14 protein-coding genes and 1 tRNA gene are annotated in these 16,396 nt (G+C 70.6%); 5 read left to right on the top strand and 10 right to left on the bottom strand.

All coding sequences use genetic code 11. The features are described 5' to 3' along the window. The first annotated feature begins 125 nt into the window (after positions 1 to 125). The 3 genes from ACH4RC_RS08805 to ACH4RC_RS08795 all read left to right on the top strand — a co-directional run bounded on the left by ACH4RC_RS08805 (position 126) and on the right by ACH4RC_RS08795 (position 3,110). Positions 126 to 1,457 carry a DUF2252 domain-containing protein gene (locus tag ACH4RC_RS08805; RefSeq protein ID WP_398197129.1) on the top strand — a complete coding sequence of 444 codons (1,332 nt, stop codon included), beginning with the start codon at positions 126 to 128 and terminating at the stop codon, positions 1,455 to 1,457. An 85-nt stretch (positions 1,458 to 1,542) separates the two neighbouring features. Next, a complete protein-coding gene (locus ACH4RC_RS08800) occupies positions 1,543 to 2,223 on the top strand; it encodes a hypothetical protein (RefSeq protein ID WP_398197126.1) in 681 nt (226 codons plus the stop codon). A gap of 68 nt (positions 2,224 to 2,291) precedes the next feature. Next, entirely contained in the window at positions 2,292 to 3,110 is an 819-nt protein-coding gene (locus ACH4RC_RS08795; RefSeq protein WP_398197124.1) for a thioredoxin domain-containing protein, read from the top strand. Positions 3,111 to 3,131: 21 nt separating this feature from the next. On the opposite strand, the gene ACH4RC_RS08790 is transcribed toward ACH4RC_RS08795, so the two are convergent. After that, positions 3,132 to 3,701 (bottom strand): dienelactone hydrolase family protein, encoded by a 570-nt coding sequence (locus ACH4RC_RS08790; protein WP_398197121.1) that lies wholly within the window; start codon positions 3,699 to 3,701, stop codon positions 3,132 to 3,134. Between the two features lie 62 nt (positions 3,702 to 3,763). Between ACH4RC_RS08790 and ACH4RC_RS08785 the strand changes: the two genes are divergently transcribed. Further along, a complete protein-coding gene (locus ACH4RC_RS08785; protein ID WP_398197119.1) occupies positions 3,764 to 4,876 on the top strand; it encodes a mechanosensitive ion channel family protein in 1,113 nt (370 codons plus the stop codon). A gap of 19 nt (positions 4,877 to 4,895) precedes the next feature. Here the strand turns inward: ACH4RC_RS08785 and ACH4RC_RS08780 are convergent, their stop codons facing one another. The 5 genes from ACH4RC_RS08780 to ACH4RC_RS08760 all read right to left on the bottom strand — a co-directional run bounded on the left by ACH4RC_RS08780 (position 4,896) and on the right by ACH4RC_RS08760 (position 9,782). After that, entirely contained in the window at positions 4,896 to 6,482 is a 1,587-nt protein-coding gene (locus ACH4RC_RS08780) for a Na+/H+ antiporter (RefSeq protein ID WP_398197116.1), read from the bottom strand. A gap of 403 nt (positions 6,483 to 6,885) precedes the next feature. Then, entirely contained in the window at positions 6,886 to 7,365 is a 480-nt protein-coding gene (locus tag ACH4RC_RS08775; RefSeq protein ID WP_398197115.1) for a GNAT family N-acetyltransferase, read from the bottom strand. Further along, positions 7,362 to 8,303, bottom strand: a complete 942-nt coding sequence (locus ACH4RC_RS08770) for an RluA family pseudouridine synthase (protein WP_398197112.1) — start codon at positions 8,301 to 8,303, stop codon at positions 7,362 to 7,364. The genes ACH4RC_RS08775 and ACH4RC_RS08770 overlap by 4 nt, the downstream gene beginning before the upstream one ends. 73 nt (positions 8,304 to 8,376) lie before the next feature. Next, a complete protein-coding gene (lspA, locus tag ACH4RC_RS08765; protein ID WP_398197110.1) occupies positions 8,377 to 8,955 on the bottom strand; it encodes a signal peptidase II in 579 nt (192 codons plus the stop codon). 95 nt (positions 8,956 to 9,050) lie between these two features. After that, the gene (locus tag ACH4RC_RS08760) at positions 9,051 to 9,782 is read right to left on the bottom strand and encodes a TraR/DksA C4-type zinc finger protein (protein ID WP_398197107.1); all 732 of its coding nucleotides are present in this window, start codon (positions 9,780 to 9,782) and stop codon (positions 9,051 to 9,053) included. A 614-nt stretch (positions 9,783 to 10,396) separates the two neighbouring features. Between ACH4RC_RS08760 and ileS the strand changes: the two genes are divergently transcribed. Continuing rightward, complete coding sequence (gene ileS / locus ACH4RC_RS08755; RefSeq protein WP_398197105.1) at positions 10,397 to 13,534, top strand: isoleucine--tRNA ligase; 3,138 nt, start codon at positions 10,397 to 10,399, stop codon at positions 13,532 to 13,534. Between the two features lie 261 nt (positions 13,535 to 13,795). Here the strand turns inward: ileS and ACH4RC_RS08750 are convergent. The 4 genes from ACH4RC_RS08750 to sepF form a co-directional block, all read right to left on the bottom strand. After that, positions 13,796 to 13,870: transfer RNA gene (locus ACH4RC_RS08750), tRNA-Ala, on the bottom strand. Between the two features lie 143 nt (positions 13,871 to 14,013). After that, a complete protein-coding gene (locus ACH4RC_RS08745; RefSeq protein ID WP_398197103.1) occupies positions 14,014 to 15,228 on the bottom strand; it encodes a DivIVA domain-containing protein in 1,215 nt (404 codons plus the stop codon). Between the two features lie 46 nt (positions 15,229 to 15,274). After that, positions 15,275 to 15,565 carry a YggT family protein gene (locus tag ACH4RC_RS08740; protein WP_398197101.1) on the bottom strand — a complete coding sequence of 97 codons (291 nt, stop codon included), beginning with the start codon at positions 15,563 to 15,565 and terminating at the stop codon, positions 15,275 to 15,277. A 72-nt stretch (positions 15,566 to 15,637) separates the two neighbouring features. Beyond that, on the bottom strand, positions 15,638 to 16,288 hold the full coding sequence (sepF, locus tag ACH4RC_RS08735; RefSeq protein WP_398197098.1) for a cell division protein SepF: 651 nt from the start codon (positions 16,286 to 16,288) through the stop codon (positions 15,638 to 15,640). Positions 16,289 to 16,396 lie beyond the last annotated feature (108 nt).

Genomic DNA, 16,396 nt, shown 5'->3' with positions numbered 1-16,396 from the left:
TACGACCGTGTGGTGACAGCCGACGGGCACTCCGGAGTACGGTCGGGCGTTGGACGGGACAGAGGAACACCCGTCCTGCGTGTCACACGAGCCCACGCACCACCTGTACCAGGAGGCACCCGGCGATGTCGGTCCCGCAGCCCACCGCTGAGCAGCGCGGCGAGGAGATCCTTGCCGTCTTCGACACCGCGTTCGGCGAGCTCCTCGCCGCGGACCCCGCCGCGTTCCGGGTGAAGTTCCGCAAGATGGCCGCCTCCGCGTTCGCCTTCTACCGGGGCACGGCCTGCCTCTTCTACCAGGACATACAGCGTGAGCAGCACGGCGGCCCCTACCTGGACGACCGCACCAGCCGGGTGTGGATCCACGGCGACCTGCACGCGGAGAACTTCGGCACGTACATGGACGCCACGGGCCGGCTGATCTTCAATGTGAACGACTTCGACGAGGCGTACGTCGGCCCGTTCACCTGGGACCTCAAGCGGTTCGCCGCCTCCGTGGCGCTGATCGGCTACTCGAAGGCGCTGGCCGACGACCAGATCACCGAGCTCGTGCGCACATACGCGGCTGCCTACCGCGAGCGCGTCCACGCCCTCGCGACGGGCGCCAAGAGCGACGAGGTGCCGCCCTTCACCCTGGACACGGCCGAGGGCCCGCTGCTCGACGCCCTGCGCGACGCGCGCTCCCTGACCCGGTTCGGGCTGCTCGACTCCATGACGGTGATCCGCGACTTCGAGCGCCGGTTCGCCGACGACGGCGGCGCCATCGAGCTGGACGCGGCGACGCGCTACAAGGTCCTCGCGGCCTTCGACGGCTACCTGGAGACGCTGCCAAACTCGTCGCTGACCCGCCCGGACTCGTACCGCGTGAAGGACGTCGTGGGGCGCCGCGGCATCGGCATCGGCTCGGCGGGCCTGCCCTCGTACAACATCCTTCTCGAGGGCAACAGCGACGCCCTGGAGAACGACGTCGTGATCTACATGAAGCAGGGCCAGACCCCCGCGGTCTCCCGGCACATCACGGACGCGTCGATCCGCGACTACTTCCAGCACGAGGGCCACCGCACCGTCATCTCGCAGCGCGCCCTCCAGGCCCACGCCGACCCGTGGCTGGGCTGGACCGAGCTGGACGGCTCGGGCCAGCTCGTCGCCGAGGTGTCGCCGTACGCGGTCGACCTGGACTGGGGCGACATCGACGACTACGAGGAGATCACCGCGGTCGTCGCCGACCTCGGCCGGGCCACGGCCGCCATGCACGCGGCGGCGGACGACCTCTCCGGCCAGTCCCTCGTCCCGTTCTCCACGGAGCGCGCCATCGACGCGGCGATCGCCGCCGACGAGGACGGCTTCGCGGGCCTCCTGGTCGACTTCGCGCACAGCTACGGGGCACGCGCGCGCGGGGACCACCAGATCTTCGTGGACCTGTTCCGCAACGGCCGCATTCCGGGCCTCACCGCCTGAGGACGCGTGGGCGAACCCACGATTCCATAACGCACAGGTGCCCTTTAGCCATCGCCTACAGCGACCCATGGCAAACTCCAGGGCGATGGACGACATATCCGGGACCCAGCTCAGAGCCGTGCGCGCGGCCCTCTTCACGGCGCTCGCCGTGACGCTCTCCGCCGCGTCGCACGTCCTGCTGTCCCGGGTCCCGCTGCCGCTGACGACGGTCGCCGTGACCGCCGTCGCCGTCTTCGTGATCGCGTACGCGCTGGCGGGCCGGGAGCGCCGCTTCGGCCGGATCGCGGCGCTGCTCGTCCCGCTGGAGCTGGCCGCCGACACGGTCTTCACCACCGGCCAGCACGTCTGCTACGGCGAGGCGGGCGGCCCGGTCGCCGGGCCGCTGCGCCACCTCGGCTTCGACGTGCTGTGCGGCGGGACCGTCGGCACGCCCCTCGCCCGGATGACCGGCGGCACCGGCGACAAGGCCGCCGCCCTCCTCGCTCACAGCGACCCGGCGGCGTCCTGGCTGCTGCTCGGCGCCCACGTCACCGTCGGGCTGCTCGCGGCCGCCTGGCTGCGCCGCGGCGAGCAGGCCCTGGCGCAGTTGCTGCGCGCCGTGGCCGCGTTCGCGTTCCGCCCGCTGCTGATCGCGTTCACCGCGGTCACCGTGCACCTGGGGCCGGCTCCGCGCCGCCCGCGCCCGAGCACGCGCGCGTGGGTCGCCCGGACGCGGACCGGACTGCCCTCCGTGGGACGGCGCGGACCGCCGTGCCTGGCCGCCTGAGCCGGCCACCACCTGAGCCGGAGCACGACAGTCCCCATCCTTTTCACGTATTCACGGAGCGACAGATCATGAGCAAGCGCAACAGTCAGCAGGCGAAGTCGGCGGCCCGCGAGCGGCTGCGGATCGAGCGGGAGCGCCAGGCCAAGAAGGACAAGGCGAAGCGGACAGCGATCGTCGCGAGCTCCATCGTCGGCGTCCTCGCGATAGCCGGCGTCGCCAGCTACCTGGTGATCCAGGGCAACAAGCCCTCCCACTGGGACGCGGCGGCGGACGACGCCCTGGTCGCACCGAAGAACACCAGCGGCAAGAACAACACCACGGTGGTCCTCGGCAAGGACTCGGCCAAGAAGACGATCATCGCGTACGAGGACTCGCGCTGCCCCGTCTGCGCGAGCTTCGAGCAGACCGTCGGCCCGACGGTCAAGAAGGACATGGACGCCGGCAAGTACAAGATCCAGTACGTCGGCGCGACCTTCCTCGACAACAACCTCCAGGGCGAGGGCTCGAAGAACGCGCTGAGCGCCCTCGGTGCCGCCCTGAACGTGTCCAAGGACGCCTTCTGGGACTACAAGGAGGCCCTGTACTCCACGAAGTGGCACCCCGAGGAGACGACCGACAAGTTCAAGGACGACTCGTACCTGATCAAGGTCGCGAACACGGTCCCCGAGCTGAAGGACAGCAAGACGTTCCAGAAGGACGTCAAGGACGGCACCTTCGACAAGTGGGCCCTGGAGATGTCGAAGAACTTCGACGACAACAAGTACGGCGTCCAGGGCACCCCGTCCTTCGTCGTCGACGGCAAGAAGCTCACCAGCCCGGGCAGTGACAACGCGCCGAGCACCGTCGCGGACTGGAACACCGCGGTGGACAACGCCCTCAAGGGCTGACCACGTCCCGTAGGTGAGCCCCTACAGGGTCTCGAGGAAGCCGAGCGCCACCCGCCAGGTGGCCTCGGCGGCCTCCTCGTCGTAGTCGTCCAGGCCGGGGTCGGTGTAGAGGTGGCCGGCCCCGGCGTAGCGGTACACCTCGACGTCCGCCCCGGCCCGGCCCATCTGCAGGTACCAGGCGGTCAGCCAGTCGTCCGTCTCGAACGGGTCGGGCTCGGCGACGTGCAGCTGGACGGGCAGCCCGTCCACCGACGCGTTCTCCGCGAGGTCGGACGTGCCGTGCAGGAGCAGCAGCCCCTTCGCCTTCTCGTCGCCCAGGGCGAGCGTCTGCGCGGTCGCGGCGCCGAAGGAGAACCCGGCGTAGACGAGGCCACGGTCCGAGTAGGGCGCGGCGGCGAGCACGGCCCGCTTCAGGAGTTCGTCCTTGCCGATCTCGTCGCGGTGGGCCATGCCCTCCTCGACGGTGTCGAAGGTCTTCCCTTCGAAGAGATCCGGGGTCCACACCGTGTGCCCGGCGTCGCGCAGCCGGTCGGCGGCGGCCTCCACCGCGGGCCGCAGTCCGAACGTGGAGTGGAAAAGCATGATGTTCATGGTGGCCATGGTGCCAGGAACGCCACAGGTTAGACGCGGCTGATCCCGGTTACCGTCGAGGAATGGAGAACGTACTGCGCCCGCTGATCGTTGTCGGTGGCTCGGTCGTGCTCACACTCTTCCTCGGGTGGGCCGTCGACCGACTGCTGCAACGAGCCGACCGACGTCACCACGAAACACCGCTGTGGGGACTGCTGCGCCGCTGCCGCCTGCCTCTGCAACTGGTGCTCTGCGCGGCCCTGCTGCGCGGCACCTACGACCACGCGGAGATCAGCAAGGAGCACTCCGCCGGAATCGGCCAGGTCCTCAGTCTCGTTCTGATCGGCGCCACCGCCTGGCTGATCGTGCGGATCGCCACCGCCGTCGTCGAGTCGTCCTACGCCCGCTACGCCACCAGCCACCGCGACGCCGCGCGGGTCCGCCGGGTCCGCACCCAGGTCACGCTGATCCAGCGCATCGTCATCGCGGTCGTGGGCGTCGTGGCGGTCTCCGCGATGCTCCTCACGTTCCCGGCGTTCAAGACCGCCGGCGCCTCGCTCCTCGCCTCCGCGGGCATCCTGGGCATCGTCGCCGGTGTCGCCGCCCAGTCGACGCTCGGCAACCTCTTCGCCGGGTTCCAGATCGCATTCGGCGACATGGTGCGGATAGGCGACACGGTCGTGGTCGACGGCGAGTGGGGCACCATCGAGGAGGTCACCCTGACCTACCTCGCCGTCCGCACCTGGGACGAGCGCCGGATCACGATGCCGGTGTCGTACTTCACATCGAAGCCGTTCGAGAACTGGTCGCGCGGCGGCGCCCAGATGACCGGCACCGTCTTCCTCCACCTCGACCACAGCGCGCCCGTCCCGCAGATGCGCGAGAAGCTGCACGACATCCTGCTCGACTGCGCCGCCTGGGACGGCCGCGACTGGAGCCTCGCCGTCACCGACACGACGCCCAGCACGATGCAGGTCCGCGCCGTCGTCACCGCCAAGGACGCGGACGACATCTGGACGGTACGGGTCCAGGTGCGCGAGCAGCTGCTCCGCTGGCTGACCGAGCACCACCCCTACGCGCTGCCGCGCATCAACACGGCGACGGCGCTGATCGCCCCGAACGAGATCGGCACGTCGCTGCCGGACCATCACGTCCTGATGCGGGACGGCCGCGCCCCGCGCACGGGCCGCGGCTGAGCCCCGCCCTCGTACGGGGTCACCGCAGACTGCGTACGTCGAGCTGCCGCAGCACCCGGTCGACGACCTCGGGGTCGGCGCCGGGCTCGCTGCGGGCGGCGAGCACCTCGTGGCGGGCGGCCGACAGCATCTCGTTCTGGATCCGCCGCACGCGCTTGATGCGGGCGTACCGCTTCTCGTGCGTCGCGCGCCGCTCCTCGGCCCCCATCTCGGGGTTGATCCGCAGGCCGATGTCGTAGGCGCGCCGCACCATCTGCTCCTGCACGTCCTCCGGCAACTCCTCGACCTCCTCGATCTCCTTGAGCCGCCGCTTCGCGGCCTTCGCGGCGCGCAGGGCGAGGTCCTTCTCGTACTCCTGCTCGATCTCGGTGTCGGCCTGGACGCCAAGCTTCCGCACGAGCCAGGGCAGGCTGAGCCCCTGGATGATCAAGGTCGCCATGATGACCCCGAAGGCGATGAAGATGATCTCCTCGCGCTTCGGGAAGGCCGACTTGTCGTCCATGGTCAGCGGGATGGCGAGGGCGAGCGCCACGGAAGCCACGCCCCGCATCCCGGCCCACCACATGATCACGGTCTCGCGCCAGCTCACCGGGATCTCCTCGGCGACGTCGCGCCGGGCGTGCAGCCGCTGGGTCACCCAGGTCATCGGCATCAGCCACAGCAGGCGTACGACGATGACGACGCCGACGACCGCGGCCGACCAGCCGAGCATCTCGGCCCAGTGGCCCTCCGCCGTGCGGACGACGTTGTGCACCTCCAGGCCGATGAGACCGAAGGCGACGCCGGTGACGAGGGTGTCGACGACGTCCCAGAAGGCGCGTCCGGTCAGCCGCGTCAGTACGTCATCTGCGTCGAAGGCGCGTTCGGCCAGGAACATGGCGACGGTCAGGACGGCGAGCACGCCCGACCCGCGCAGCTCCTCGGCCAGGACGTAGGAGGCGTACGGGACCAGGAGGGTCAGGCTGATCTGGAGGGTGGCGTCACCGAGGTACCCCATGAGCCGGTTGGCGGCCCAGCCGAGCGCGACGCCGACGGCCACGGCGACGACGGCGGACTGGAGCAGTTCGAGCGCGGCGTGCGGCAACGAGAAGCTGCCGCTGACGGCGGCGGTGATCGCCACGTGGTAGAGGGTGATCGCGGTCACGTCATTGAACAGTCCCTCGCCCTCCAGGATCGACACCAGGCGCCGGGGCAGACCGAGTTGTCCGGCGACGGCGGTGGCGGCGACCGGGTCGGGCGGCGCGACGAGCGCGCCGAGCGCGACGGCGGCGGCGATCGGCAGACCGGGCACGACGGCGTTGGCGACGACGGCGACAGCGGCGGTGGTGACGAACACGAGCGCGACGGCCAGCAGGAAGATGGGCCGTTTGTTGGCGGCGAACTGCCGCCAGGACGTTCGGTGCACGGCCGCGTAGAGCAAGGGTGGCAGCACCAGCGGCAGGATCAGATCAGGCTGGATGTCGACGTTCGGAACGGCGCGGATCAGGGCGAGGACAATGCCGAGCAACGTCATCAGCACCGGCGCGGGCAGCCCGAGCCGGTCGCCGAGCGGCACGCTCAGCACGGCCCCGAGCAAGAGCACGAACAGCAGGGCCAATTGATCCACGGGTGCTCCGACCAAAGTCGACGATCAAGGACTTCTGGTCTCCAGAGTGCCACGCGCATCCGCTTTGATACCTGATCGGCTGATCCGCGCCTGGGCGTGCGCCGCGCTCCGCCCCTGGGCGAGGCGCGCCACCGTCGTGGCTGGTCGCGCAGTTCCCCGCGCCCCTGAAATGCGCACTGCGTGCGCCATTTCAGGGGCGCGTCCTCATAAAGGGGCTGCGGCGGAGCCGCATGCCGCAGGGGCGCGGGGAACTGCGCGACCAGCCACGACGGAACCCGCGCGTCCCCCACGAACCGCTGATGAGATCGCGCACGCAGTGCGCATCTCCAGGGGCGCGGGGAACTGCGCGCTCCACCACGACGGAACCCGCGCACAGCCACGAGCCGAAGAGGGGGCCCGCCCGCTAGCCCAGAGACTTCCTCATCGCGAGATGGGGGATCCCCGCGTCCGGGAACTCGGCCCCGTACGCGACGTACCCCAACCGCTCGTAGAACCCCAGCGCATGAGTCTGCGCATGAAGATCGACCGCGGTCATCCCCCGGCCCCGGGCGGCCTCCTCGACGGCCCCCACGAGCGCGGCCCCGACACCAAGCCCCCGGGCGGCCTTGAGCACGGCCAGCCGGCCGAGCGCCCCCACATCCGACGCCCCGCCGTTCTTCACCGCCGCGGCCTCACCGGTCAGCAACCGCCCGGCCCCGAGCGGCAGCCCGTCATCCCGTACGGCCAGTACATGAACCGCCCCGGCGTCGTACGCGTCGTACTCCAACTCCTCCGGCACACCCTGCTCGTCGACGAAGACCTCCCGCCGCACGGCGAAGCAGGCTTCCCGGTCCTCGTCGCTCTCGGCGACCCGCACGACGACCCCCTGCCCGGCGGAGCTCATTCGCTCTCCGCCCGCACCCGGTCGAGCGCGACCTGAAGATCCTCGGGGTACTCACTGGCGAACTCGACCCACTGCCCGTCGGCCGGGTGCTCGAACCCGAGCCGCACCGCGTGCAGCCACTGCCGGGTGATCCCGAGCCGCTTGGCGAGCGTGGGATCGGCGCCGTACGTCAGGTCGCCGACACAGGGGTGCCGGTGCGCGGACATGTGCACGCGGATCTGGTGCGTACGCCCGGTCTCCAGCTTGATGTCGAGCAGCGACGCGGCGCGGAACGCCTCGATGAGGTCGTAGTGCGTGACCGAGGGCTTGCCCTCGGCGGTCACGGCCCACTTGTAGTCGTGGTTCGGGTGGCGCCCGATCGGCGCGTCGATGGTGCCGCTCATCGGGTCGGGGTGCCCCTGCACGAGCGCGTGGTAGCGCTTGTCCGGCACGCGCTCCTTGAACTGCCGCTTCAGCGACGTGTACGCCCGCTCGGACTTGGCCACGACCATCAGGCCCGACGTGCCCACGTCGAGGCGGTGCACGATGCCCTGCCGCTCGGCGGCGCCGGACGTGGAGATCCGGTACCCGGCGGCGGCGAGCCCGCCGATGACGGTCGTCCCGGTCCAGCCGGGGCTCGGGTGCGCGGCGACCCCGACGGGCTTCACGATGACCACGATGTCGTCGTCGTCATGGACGATCTCCATGCCCTCGACCGGCTCGGCGACGATCTGCACGGGCGCGGGCGCCTGCGGCATCTCGACCTCCAGCCAGGCCCCGCCGTGCACGCGCTCGGACTTGCCGACGACCGACCCGTCCACCGTCACCTTCCCGGCGGCGGCGAGCTCGGCGGCCTTGGTGCGGGAGAAGCCGAACATGCGGGAGATGGCGGCGTCGACGCGCTCGCCCTCCAGTCCGTCGGGCACGGGCAGGGTTCGGATCTCGGGAATGGTGCTCACGCATCGAGTATGCAGGAGCGCACCGACAGCCTCGTACGCCAGCCCCGTACGCCGGCCCGGCCGGTCAGGGCTCTCAGTCCTTGTGGACGGTCCCGTCCGGGTCGATGCCGCGGAAGGAGAGCAGCACGATCAGGATGCCGCCGCACACGATGGCGGAGTCGGCGAGGTTGAAGACGGGGTAGTTCTTCGGCGCGATGAAGTCGACGACGGCGCCCTCGAAGACGCCGGGGGCGCGGAAGATCCGGTCGGTGAGGTTGCCGAGCGCCCCGCCGAGCAGCAGCCCGAGCGCGACCGCCCAGGGCGTGCTGTAGAGCTTCTTGGCAAGGCGTGCGATGACGACGATCACCGCCGCCGCGATCACCGTGAAGACGATCGTGAAGGCCTCGCCGATGCCCCAGGCGGCCCCGGGGTTGCGGATCACGTCGAGCCGCAGCCAGTCCCCGAGGACCTGGATGGAGTCCCGGTGCTCGAGCTTGGCGACCACGAGAAGCTTGCTGCCCAGGTCGAGGGCGTACGCCAGGGCTGCCACGACGAACAGCACGGCGATCCGCCGCCTGCCCCGGGGGCTCTTCTCCGGCTCGGGCTCCGCTGCTGCCCCGGTTTCGGATTCCGGGGTGTCCGGCGTACCGATGATGCGCTCCGCCTCTGCCACGTGCGTCCCTCGACCTAGATACCTGACTGACGACGAGAGTACGGCACACGCGCGCGGGAACCCATGGACGGTACGCCCCCGGCCTCCCCCGGAGCTCAGTAACGCCGCTCCTGCTTCTGCTTGCACTCCACGCACAGCGTGGCCCGCGGGAAGGCCTGCATCCGCGCCTTGCCGATGGGGTTCCCGCAGTTCTCGCAGAGCCCGTACGTACCGGCGTGCAGGCGCTCCAGGGCCCGCTGGGTCTGCAGCAGCATCTCGCGCGCGTTGGCGGCCAGCGCCATCTCGTGCTCGCGGGTGATGTTCTTCGTCCCGGTGTCGGCCTCGTCGTCCCCCGCCCCGTCCCCGGAGTCCCGCATCAGGCCCGCGAGCCCTGCCTCCGCCGCCTCGATCTCGCTGCCGAGCCGCATGGTCTCGCTCTGCAGCTCGGCGCGCGCCTCCGCCGCCTCGTCCGGCGTCCAGGGGTCCTCGCCGGGCCGTACGGCCAGCTCACCGGCTTCCACGGCGGACTCCCGCGCTTTGGGAACCCCGCCGGGCTGCTGCGCCGCCGTGGCCGTGCCCTGACTCTTCTTCGCAACCACTGTCGTGGCTCCCGTCGTCTTCGCGGCATCGGCCGCGCCCTCGGCCGCGGAGGCGACCGACTTCTTCACCGCACTGTTGCGTCCGGCGGCCTTCTCGGACGCGCCGGCCGCCTTCTTGGACGTACGTTTCCCAGATCCGGCCTTCTCCGCACCCGCTGCCGGGGCCACGTCATCGCCTTCCGCCGCCCCGGTGGCCGGGCTCGCCTTCGCCTTCGCAGGGGTGCTCCCCGTGGTCTTCTTCGCCACCATGGCCGCGGCCCCTTCACAAAGCGTGATCTTGTACGTGAATCGTGCTGGGACGATAAATCGACTCCGGGCCCGCGGCAACGGGGCGCACGGGCCGATCCCGCCGTCTCACCGCCTCCGCGCGACGGATCCGCGGACGACCTGCCCTGGTCGGCGCCGGGTGGGCCCTGGAATCCCCCCGCAGCGCGGCCCCGCCGGGCGACCGACCGGGATCAGTCACCGTACGTATCGCCATTCGGGTCACCGCGCGCAGTCGCCCGCCGCGCCCCGCGACCGCCGCGAAAAGCGGTCGGCCGCCGTTGTCCGCGCGCCGTACACTGGGCGGAGCGAGAGGCATGGATGGGGCCGAGTAGCGGCGTACGCAGCCAAGAGCGATCCGGGGACGGTGGGAGCCCGGAGGCGAGCGCGGCGCGAAGATCACCCCGGAGCCGTCGGAAGAACACCGCCACGCACGCGTGGCGGCCAGTAGAACCGGCATCGCGACCCCAATGAGGGGGCTCACCGGAGCACACCAGGCACCGGGGGCCAAGGAGGGTGGTACCGCGGGAGCGCGCCGCACACGGCGCACGGCTCTCGTCCCTCCGACGGAGAGAAGCACGTCCGCCGGAGGAAGACTGATGACGCAGTACCGCCAGGTGCCCGCCCAGGTCGACCTGCCCGCCCTCGAGCACGCCGTGCTCGACTTCTGGGCCGAGCAGAAGATCTTCGCCAAGACCCTGGAGCAGTCCGAGGGGCGCCCCGAATGGGTGTTCTACGAGGGCCCGCCCACGGCCAACGGCATGCCGGGCGCCCACCACATCGAGGCCCGCGTCTTCAAGGACGTCTTCCCCCGCTTCCGCACCATGCGCGGCTACCACGTGGCCCGCAAGGCGGGCTGGGACTGCCACGGCCTGCCCGTGGAGCTGGCGGTCGAGAAGGAGCTGGGCTTCAGCGGCAAGAAGGACATCGAGGCGTACGGCATCGCCGAGTTCAACGCCAAGTGCCGCGAGTCCGTCCTGCGCCACACCGACGCGTTCGCCGAGCTGACGACGCGCATGGGGTACTGGACCGACCTCGACGACCCCTACGTCACGATGGACCCCGAGTACATCGAGTCGGTCTGGTGGTCGCTGAAGGAGATCTTCGACAAGGGTCTGCTCGTCCAGGACCACCGCGTCGCCCCCTGGTGCCCGCGCTGCGGCACCGGCCTCTCCGACCACGAGCTGGCGCAGGGCTACGAGACGGTCGTCGACCCCTCGGTCTACGTCCGCTTCCCCCTCACCTCCGGACCGCTCGCCGGCCAGGCCGCGCTCCTGGTCTGGACGACAACGCCCTGGACGCTCGTGTCCAACACGGCGGTCGCCGCGCACCCCGAGGTCCGCTACGTCGTGGTGACGGACGGCGAGGAGAAGCTCGTCGTCGCCGAGCCGCTCGTCGGGAAGGCGCTCGGCGAGGGCTGGGAGGCGACCGGTGAGTCGTACACCGGTGCCGACATGGAGCGCTGGACGTACCAGCGCCCCTTCGAGCTGATCGAGTTCCCGGCCGAGGCCCACTACGTGGTCAACGCCGACTATGTGACGACCGAGGACGGCACGGGTCTGGTCCACCAGTCCCCCGCCTTCGGCGAGGACGACCTCAAGGTCTGCCGCGCCTACGGCCTCCCGGTCGTCAACCCGGTCCGCCCCGACGGCACCTTCGAGGAGGACGTCCCGCTCGTGGGCGGCGTCTTCTTCAAGAAGGCCGACGAGGCGCTCACCGAGGACCTGGGCGCCCGCGGCCTGCTCTTCAAGCACCTCCCGTACGAGCACAGCTACCCGCACTGCTGGCGCTGCCACACGGCGCTGCTCTACTACGCGCAGCCGTCCTGGTACATCCGCACCACCGCCGTCAAGGACCGTCTCCTGCAGGAGAACGAGAAGACCAACTGGTTCCCGGAGACAGTCAAGAACGGCCGCTTCGGCGACTGGCTGCACAACAACATCGACTGGGCGCTCTCCCGCAACCGCTACTGGGGCACCCCGCTGCCGATCTGGCGCTGCGAGGAGGGCCACCTCACGTGCGTCGGCTCCCGCGCGGAGCTGTCGGAGCTGACGGGCACCGACCACGGGCAGCTCGACCCGCACCGCCCGTACATCGACGACATCTCCTTCACCTGCACCCACGAGGGCTGCTCGCAGACCGCGGTGCGTGTGCCGGAGGTCATCGACGCCTGGTACGACTCGGGTTCGATGCCGTTCGCGCAGTGGGGCTACCCGTACAAGAACAAGGAACTGTTCGAGGCGCGTTACCCCGCGCAGTTCATCTCCGAGGCCATCGACCAGACGCGCGGCTGGTTCTACACGCTGATGGCGGTCGGCACCCTGGTCTTCGACAAGTCCTCCTACGAGAACGTGGTCTGCCTGGGCCACATCCTCGCCGAGGACGGCCGCAAGATGTCCAAGCACCTGGGCAACACCCTGGAGCCGATCCCGCTGATGGACCGGCACGGCGCGGACGCGGTGCGCTGGTTCATGGCGGCCGGCGGCTCCCCCTGGGCGGCCCGCCGCGTCGGCCACGGCACGATCCAGGAGGTGGTCCGCAAGACCCTCCTGACGTACTGGAACACGGTCGCCTTCCAGGCCCTGTACGCCCGTACGTCCGCGTGGGCGCCCAGCGCGGCCGACCCGGCCCCCGCCGAGCGCACCGTCCTGGACCGCTGGCTCCTGTCCGAGCTGCACCAGCTCACCGACGAGGTCACCCAGGCCCTGGAGGCCTACGACACCCAGCGCGCCGGCAAGCTCCTGTCCGCGTTCGTCGACGACCTGTCGAACTGGTACGTGCGCCGCTCGCGCCGCCGCTTCTGGCAGGGCGACAAGGCCGCGCTGCGCACCCTGCACGACGTGGTCGTCACCGTCACCCAGCTGATGGCCCCGCTGACCCCGTTCATCACCGAGCGGGTCTGGCAGGACCTGGTCGTCCCGGTCACCCCCGAGGCGCCCGAGTCGGTCCACCTCTCCTCGTGGCCCGAGGCCGACCGCTCGGCGATCGACCCGGCCCTGTCGACGCAGATGGCGCTCGTGCGCCGCCTGGTGGAGCTGGGCCGCGCCACGCGCGCGGAGTCGGGCGTCAAGACCCGCCAGCCGCTCTCCCGCGCCCTGATCGCCGCCTCCGGCTTCGAGGCGCTCTCTCCCGAGCTGCGCGCGCAGATCACCGAGGAGCTGAACGTCACCTCTCTGGCCACGCTCGCGGAGGTCGGCGGCTCGCTGGTGGACACCACCGCCAAGGCGAACTTCCGGGCGCTCGGCAAGCGGTTCGGCAAGCGCGTCCAGGACGTCGCCAAGGCGGTCGGCGCGGCCGACGCGGCGGCGCTCTCCCTGGCCCTGCGCGAGGGCACGGCGTCGGTCGACGTGGACGGGGAGACGATCACGCTCGCCCCGGACGAGGTCATCATCACCGAGACCCCGCGCGAGGGCTGGTCGGTGGCGTCCGACTCCGGCGCGACGGTCGCCCTCGACCTGGAGCTGACCGAGGAGCTGCGCCAGGCGGGCCTCGCCCGTGACGCGATCCGCCTGATCCAGGAGGCCCGCAAGAACAGCGGCCTGGACGTCGCGGACCGCATCGCCCTGCGCTGGACCTCGACGGACCCGGCGGTGATCGCGGCCCTGACCGAGCACGCGGCCCTGATCTCGGACGAGGTCCTGGCGACGGACTTCGCCCAGACCGAGGCGGACGACACGTACGGTGAGCCCTTCACGGACGAGGGCCTGTCCCTGACGTTCCGCCTCCGCAAGGCGTAGCCGCACCGCACGGCGGTGGCAGGCCTGTCCGCCCGCCACCGCCGTGGACGGCGCTCCACACGCCACCACTGCGGCCAGGCGCCCCACGACCACTGTGGGCAGGGGTTCCGCACGGTGGAACGGGTGGGCACAGCCCCCAGCGCGGGCACCGTCTTGGGGGGCCACCCGCTACAACTCGACTGCGAAAGGGGTCGGCCCCGCCGGAGTCTCTCCGGCGGGGCCGACCCCTTCGGTCTTTCGACCGGCCGGCGGCGGACGCGCCGGGGCGGGCCGGATTCGAACCGGCGTCCTCCTACATGCCGTGAAGGCGCGACAAGCCACTGCGCTACGCACCCCGGCGCTGCCCGCACAGTAGTTTCCGCCCGACGGCCGGCACCAGCGAATTCCGGGACGGACAAGGCCGCGGCCCGGATCGCTGAACACGATCCGGGCCGCGGCCTGAATGAACGCCGACGCCTGCTGTACAGGCGCGGAGCGCCTTAGTTGTCGTCCTCGTCGATGAGGAACCCACGCATCGGCGAGGGCGCCTGCTGCATCGGCTGCGGCGCCTGCGGCCGCACCGGTGCCATCGGCTGGGTCATCGCGGGCGACATCTGCTGCTGGCCGCCCCCGTAGGAGGGGCCACCGCTCTGCTGGTTGCCGCCCATGCCCTGGTTGGAGCCGTAGGACGGGGCACCCGCGCCGGCCGGGGCCATGGAGGGCGCCGGGGACGGCGGCAGCGAGGCGGTCGCCGGGGTCCGCGGCGGGGCGAGCGAGTCGTCCGCCTGGGTCTCCAGCTGGCGCAGCTGCGACTCGAGGTACGACTTCAGGCGCGTACGGTACTCGCGCTCGAAGCCGCGCAGGTCCTCGACCTTGCGCTCAAGGGTGGCGCGGGCGGACTCCAGGGAGCCCATCGCGACACGGTGCTTCTCCTGCGCGTCCCGCTCCAGGGCGTCGGCCTTGGCACGGGCGTCCCGCTCCAGACCCTCGGCGCGGCTGCGGGCCTCACCGACGATCTTGTTGGCCTCGGAACGGGCCTCGGCGATCGCCTGGTCGGCGGTCTGCTGGGCCAGCGAGAGGACCCGGGCGGCGCTGTCGCCACCGGGACCGCCCTGGCCGGGCTGCTGCATCTGCGGAGGACCGCCGTGGCCGCCCATGGGGCCGCCCATCGGTCCGCCCAGCTGCGGCTGGCCGCCCATCTGGCCCTGCATCGGACCCTGGCCCATGGGGCCCTGGCCCATCGGACCGGGACCCTGCGGGCCGCCGGGTCCCTGCGGACCGTGGCCACCGGGTCCTGCCGGGAGCTGCGGGGCACCGCTCGGCAGCTGCGGGGGCCCACCCATGGGGCCGCCCATCTGCTGCTGCGGCGGGCCCGATATGCCGGCGGGCACCGGCTGGCCGGGACCGCGCATACCCTGCGGGGGTCCCTGCTGGTGGCCTTGCTGATGGCCCTGCTGGTCCTGCGGACCGCCCTGGCCCTCGGGGCCACCGGGGCCGCCGGGTCCCTTGCGCATACCGCCCTGCTGCTGGTTCTGCGCGGCGGCGCGGGTGGCTGCGGCCAGCTTGGCGCGCAGGTCCTCGTTCTCGCGGAGCAGGCGGGTCAGTTCGGCTTCGACCTCATCGAGGAAGGCATCGACCTCGTCCTCGTCATAGCCTTCTCGGAGGCGGACGGTCGTGAACTGCTTGTTCCGCACGTCCTCGGGGGTCAACGGCATCTCTTCACCTCAACGTAATCGTCGGCATTCGGCAAGACCGTATCGTTCACACAGACACCGACCTGACGACGGTGATCAGGATGTAGACGATGATCATCAGTACGAAGAAGGACAGGTCGAGCGCCACGCCCCCGAGACGCAGCGGCGGGATGACCCGCCGCAGAAGCTTGAGCGGTGGATCAGTGACAGTGTAGGTGGCCTCGAGAACCACCACCATCGCCTTGCCGGGTTGCCACGAGCGGGCGAACTGGAACACGTAGTCCATGACAAGCCGGAAGATCAGCACGATGAGGAAACACATCAGCGCGATGTAGACCACATCCAAAAACACGCCCATGTCGGCGGTTCCCTCTCCCCTGTGTCCCGTGCTTCGCGACCGGCCGACCGGTCGTCGAACTAGTGCTGCGTCTCAGCTCTGGTTGAAGAACCCACCCTCTGCGATACGGGCCTTGTCCTCCGCCGTGACATCGACGTTAGCAGGAGACAACAGGAACACCTTCTGCGTCACCCGCTCAATGCTTCCGTGCAGACCGAAGACGAGACCGGCGGCAAAGTCGACAAGTCGCTTCGCGTCGGTGTCGTCCATCTCGGTCAGATTCATGATCACCGGAGTGCCCTCACGGAAGTGTTCCCCGATGGTACGGGCCTCGTTGTACGTCCGGGGGTGCAGCGTGGTGATGCGGTAGGGCTCCCGCTCGGACACGACCTTGGGCATGATCACCGGTGCGTTCTTCTCCAGGCTCTGACGTTCAGGTGTGATGGATGCCACGGGGGCGATTCGCGCCGGACGTCCGGATTCAGCGGCGAGCGAAGCGGACTGGCGCGCCGGCTCGCGCTGTGCGGGGGGCTGCACGACTCGTACCGATTCGTCCGGTTCGGGGGCGCGGGAGTTGTGTGACTGATGCGACGGTTCGTGCCGGTCGTGCCGTCGAGGGGCACGCTCGGGCTCCGGGTCAAGCTCGGGTTCGAAGTCGTCGTCGGGGTCGAACCCCCGGCCGTCGTACCCATCGTCCTCCACGAGGCCGAGGTAGACCGCCATCTTGCGCATCGCGCCGGCCATGCTCTGAGTCCTCCGCTCTGTGGTGGATCGGCTGACGTCAACCAAGCTGCCCGCGATCCACGTGATCTCCCCGCCCATCAGCGGGAATGACCATATTTTCTGCTGTGG

The sequence above is a fragment of the Streptomyces sp. NPDC016845 genome (genome assembly GCF_044332585.1).
GTDB lineage: Bacteria > Actinomycetota > Actinomycetes > Streptomycetales > Streptomycetaceae > Streptomyces.
This window is presented reverse-complemented; position numbering and strand designations above follow the sequence as displayed.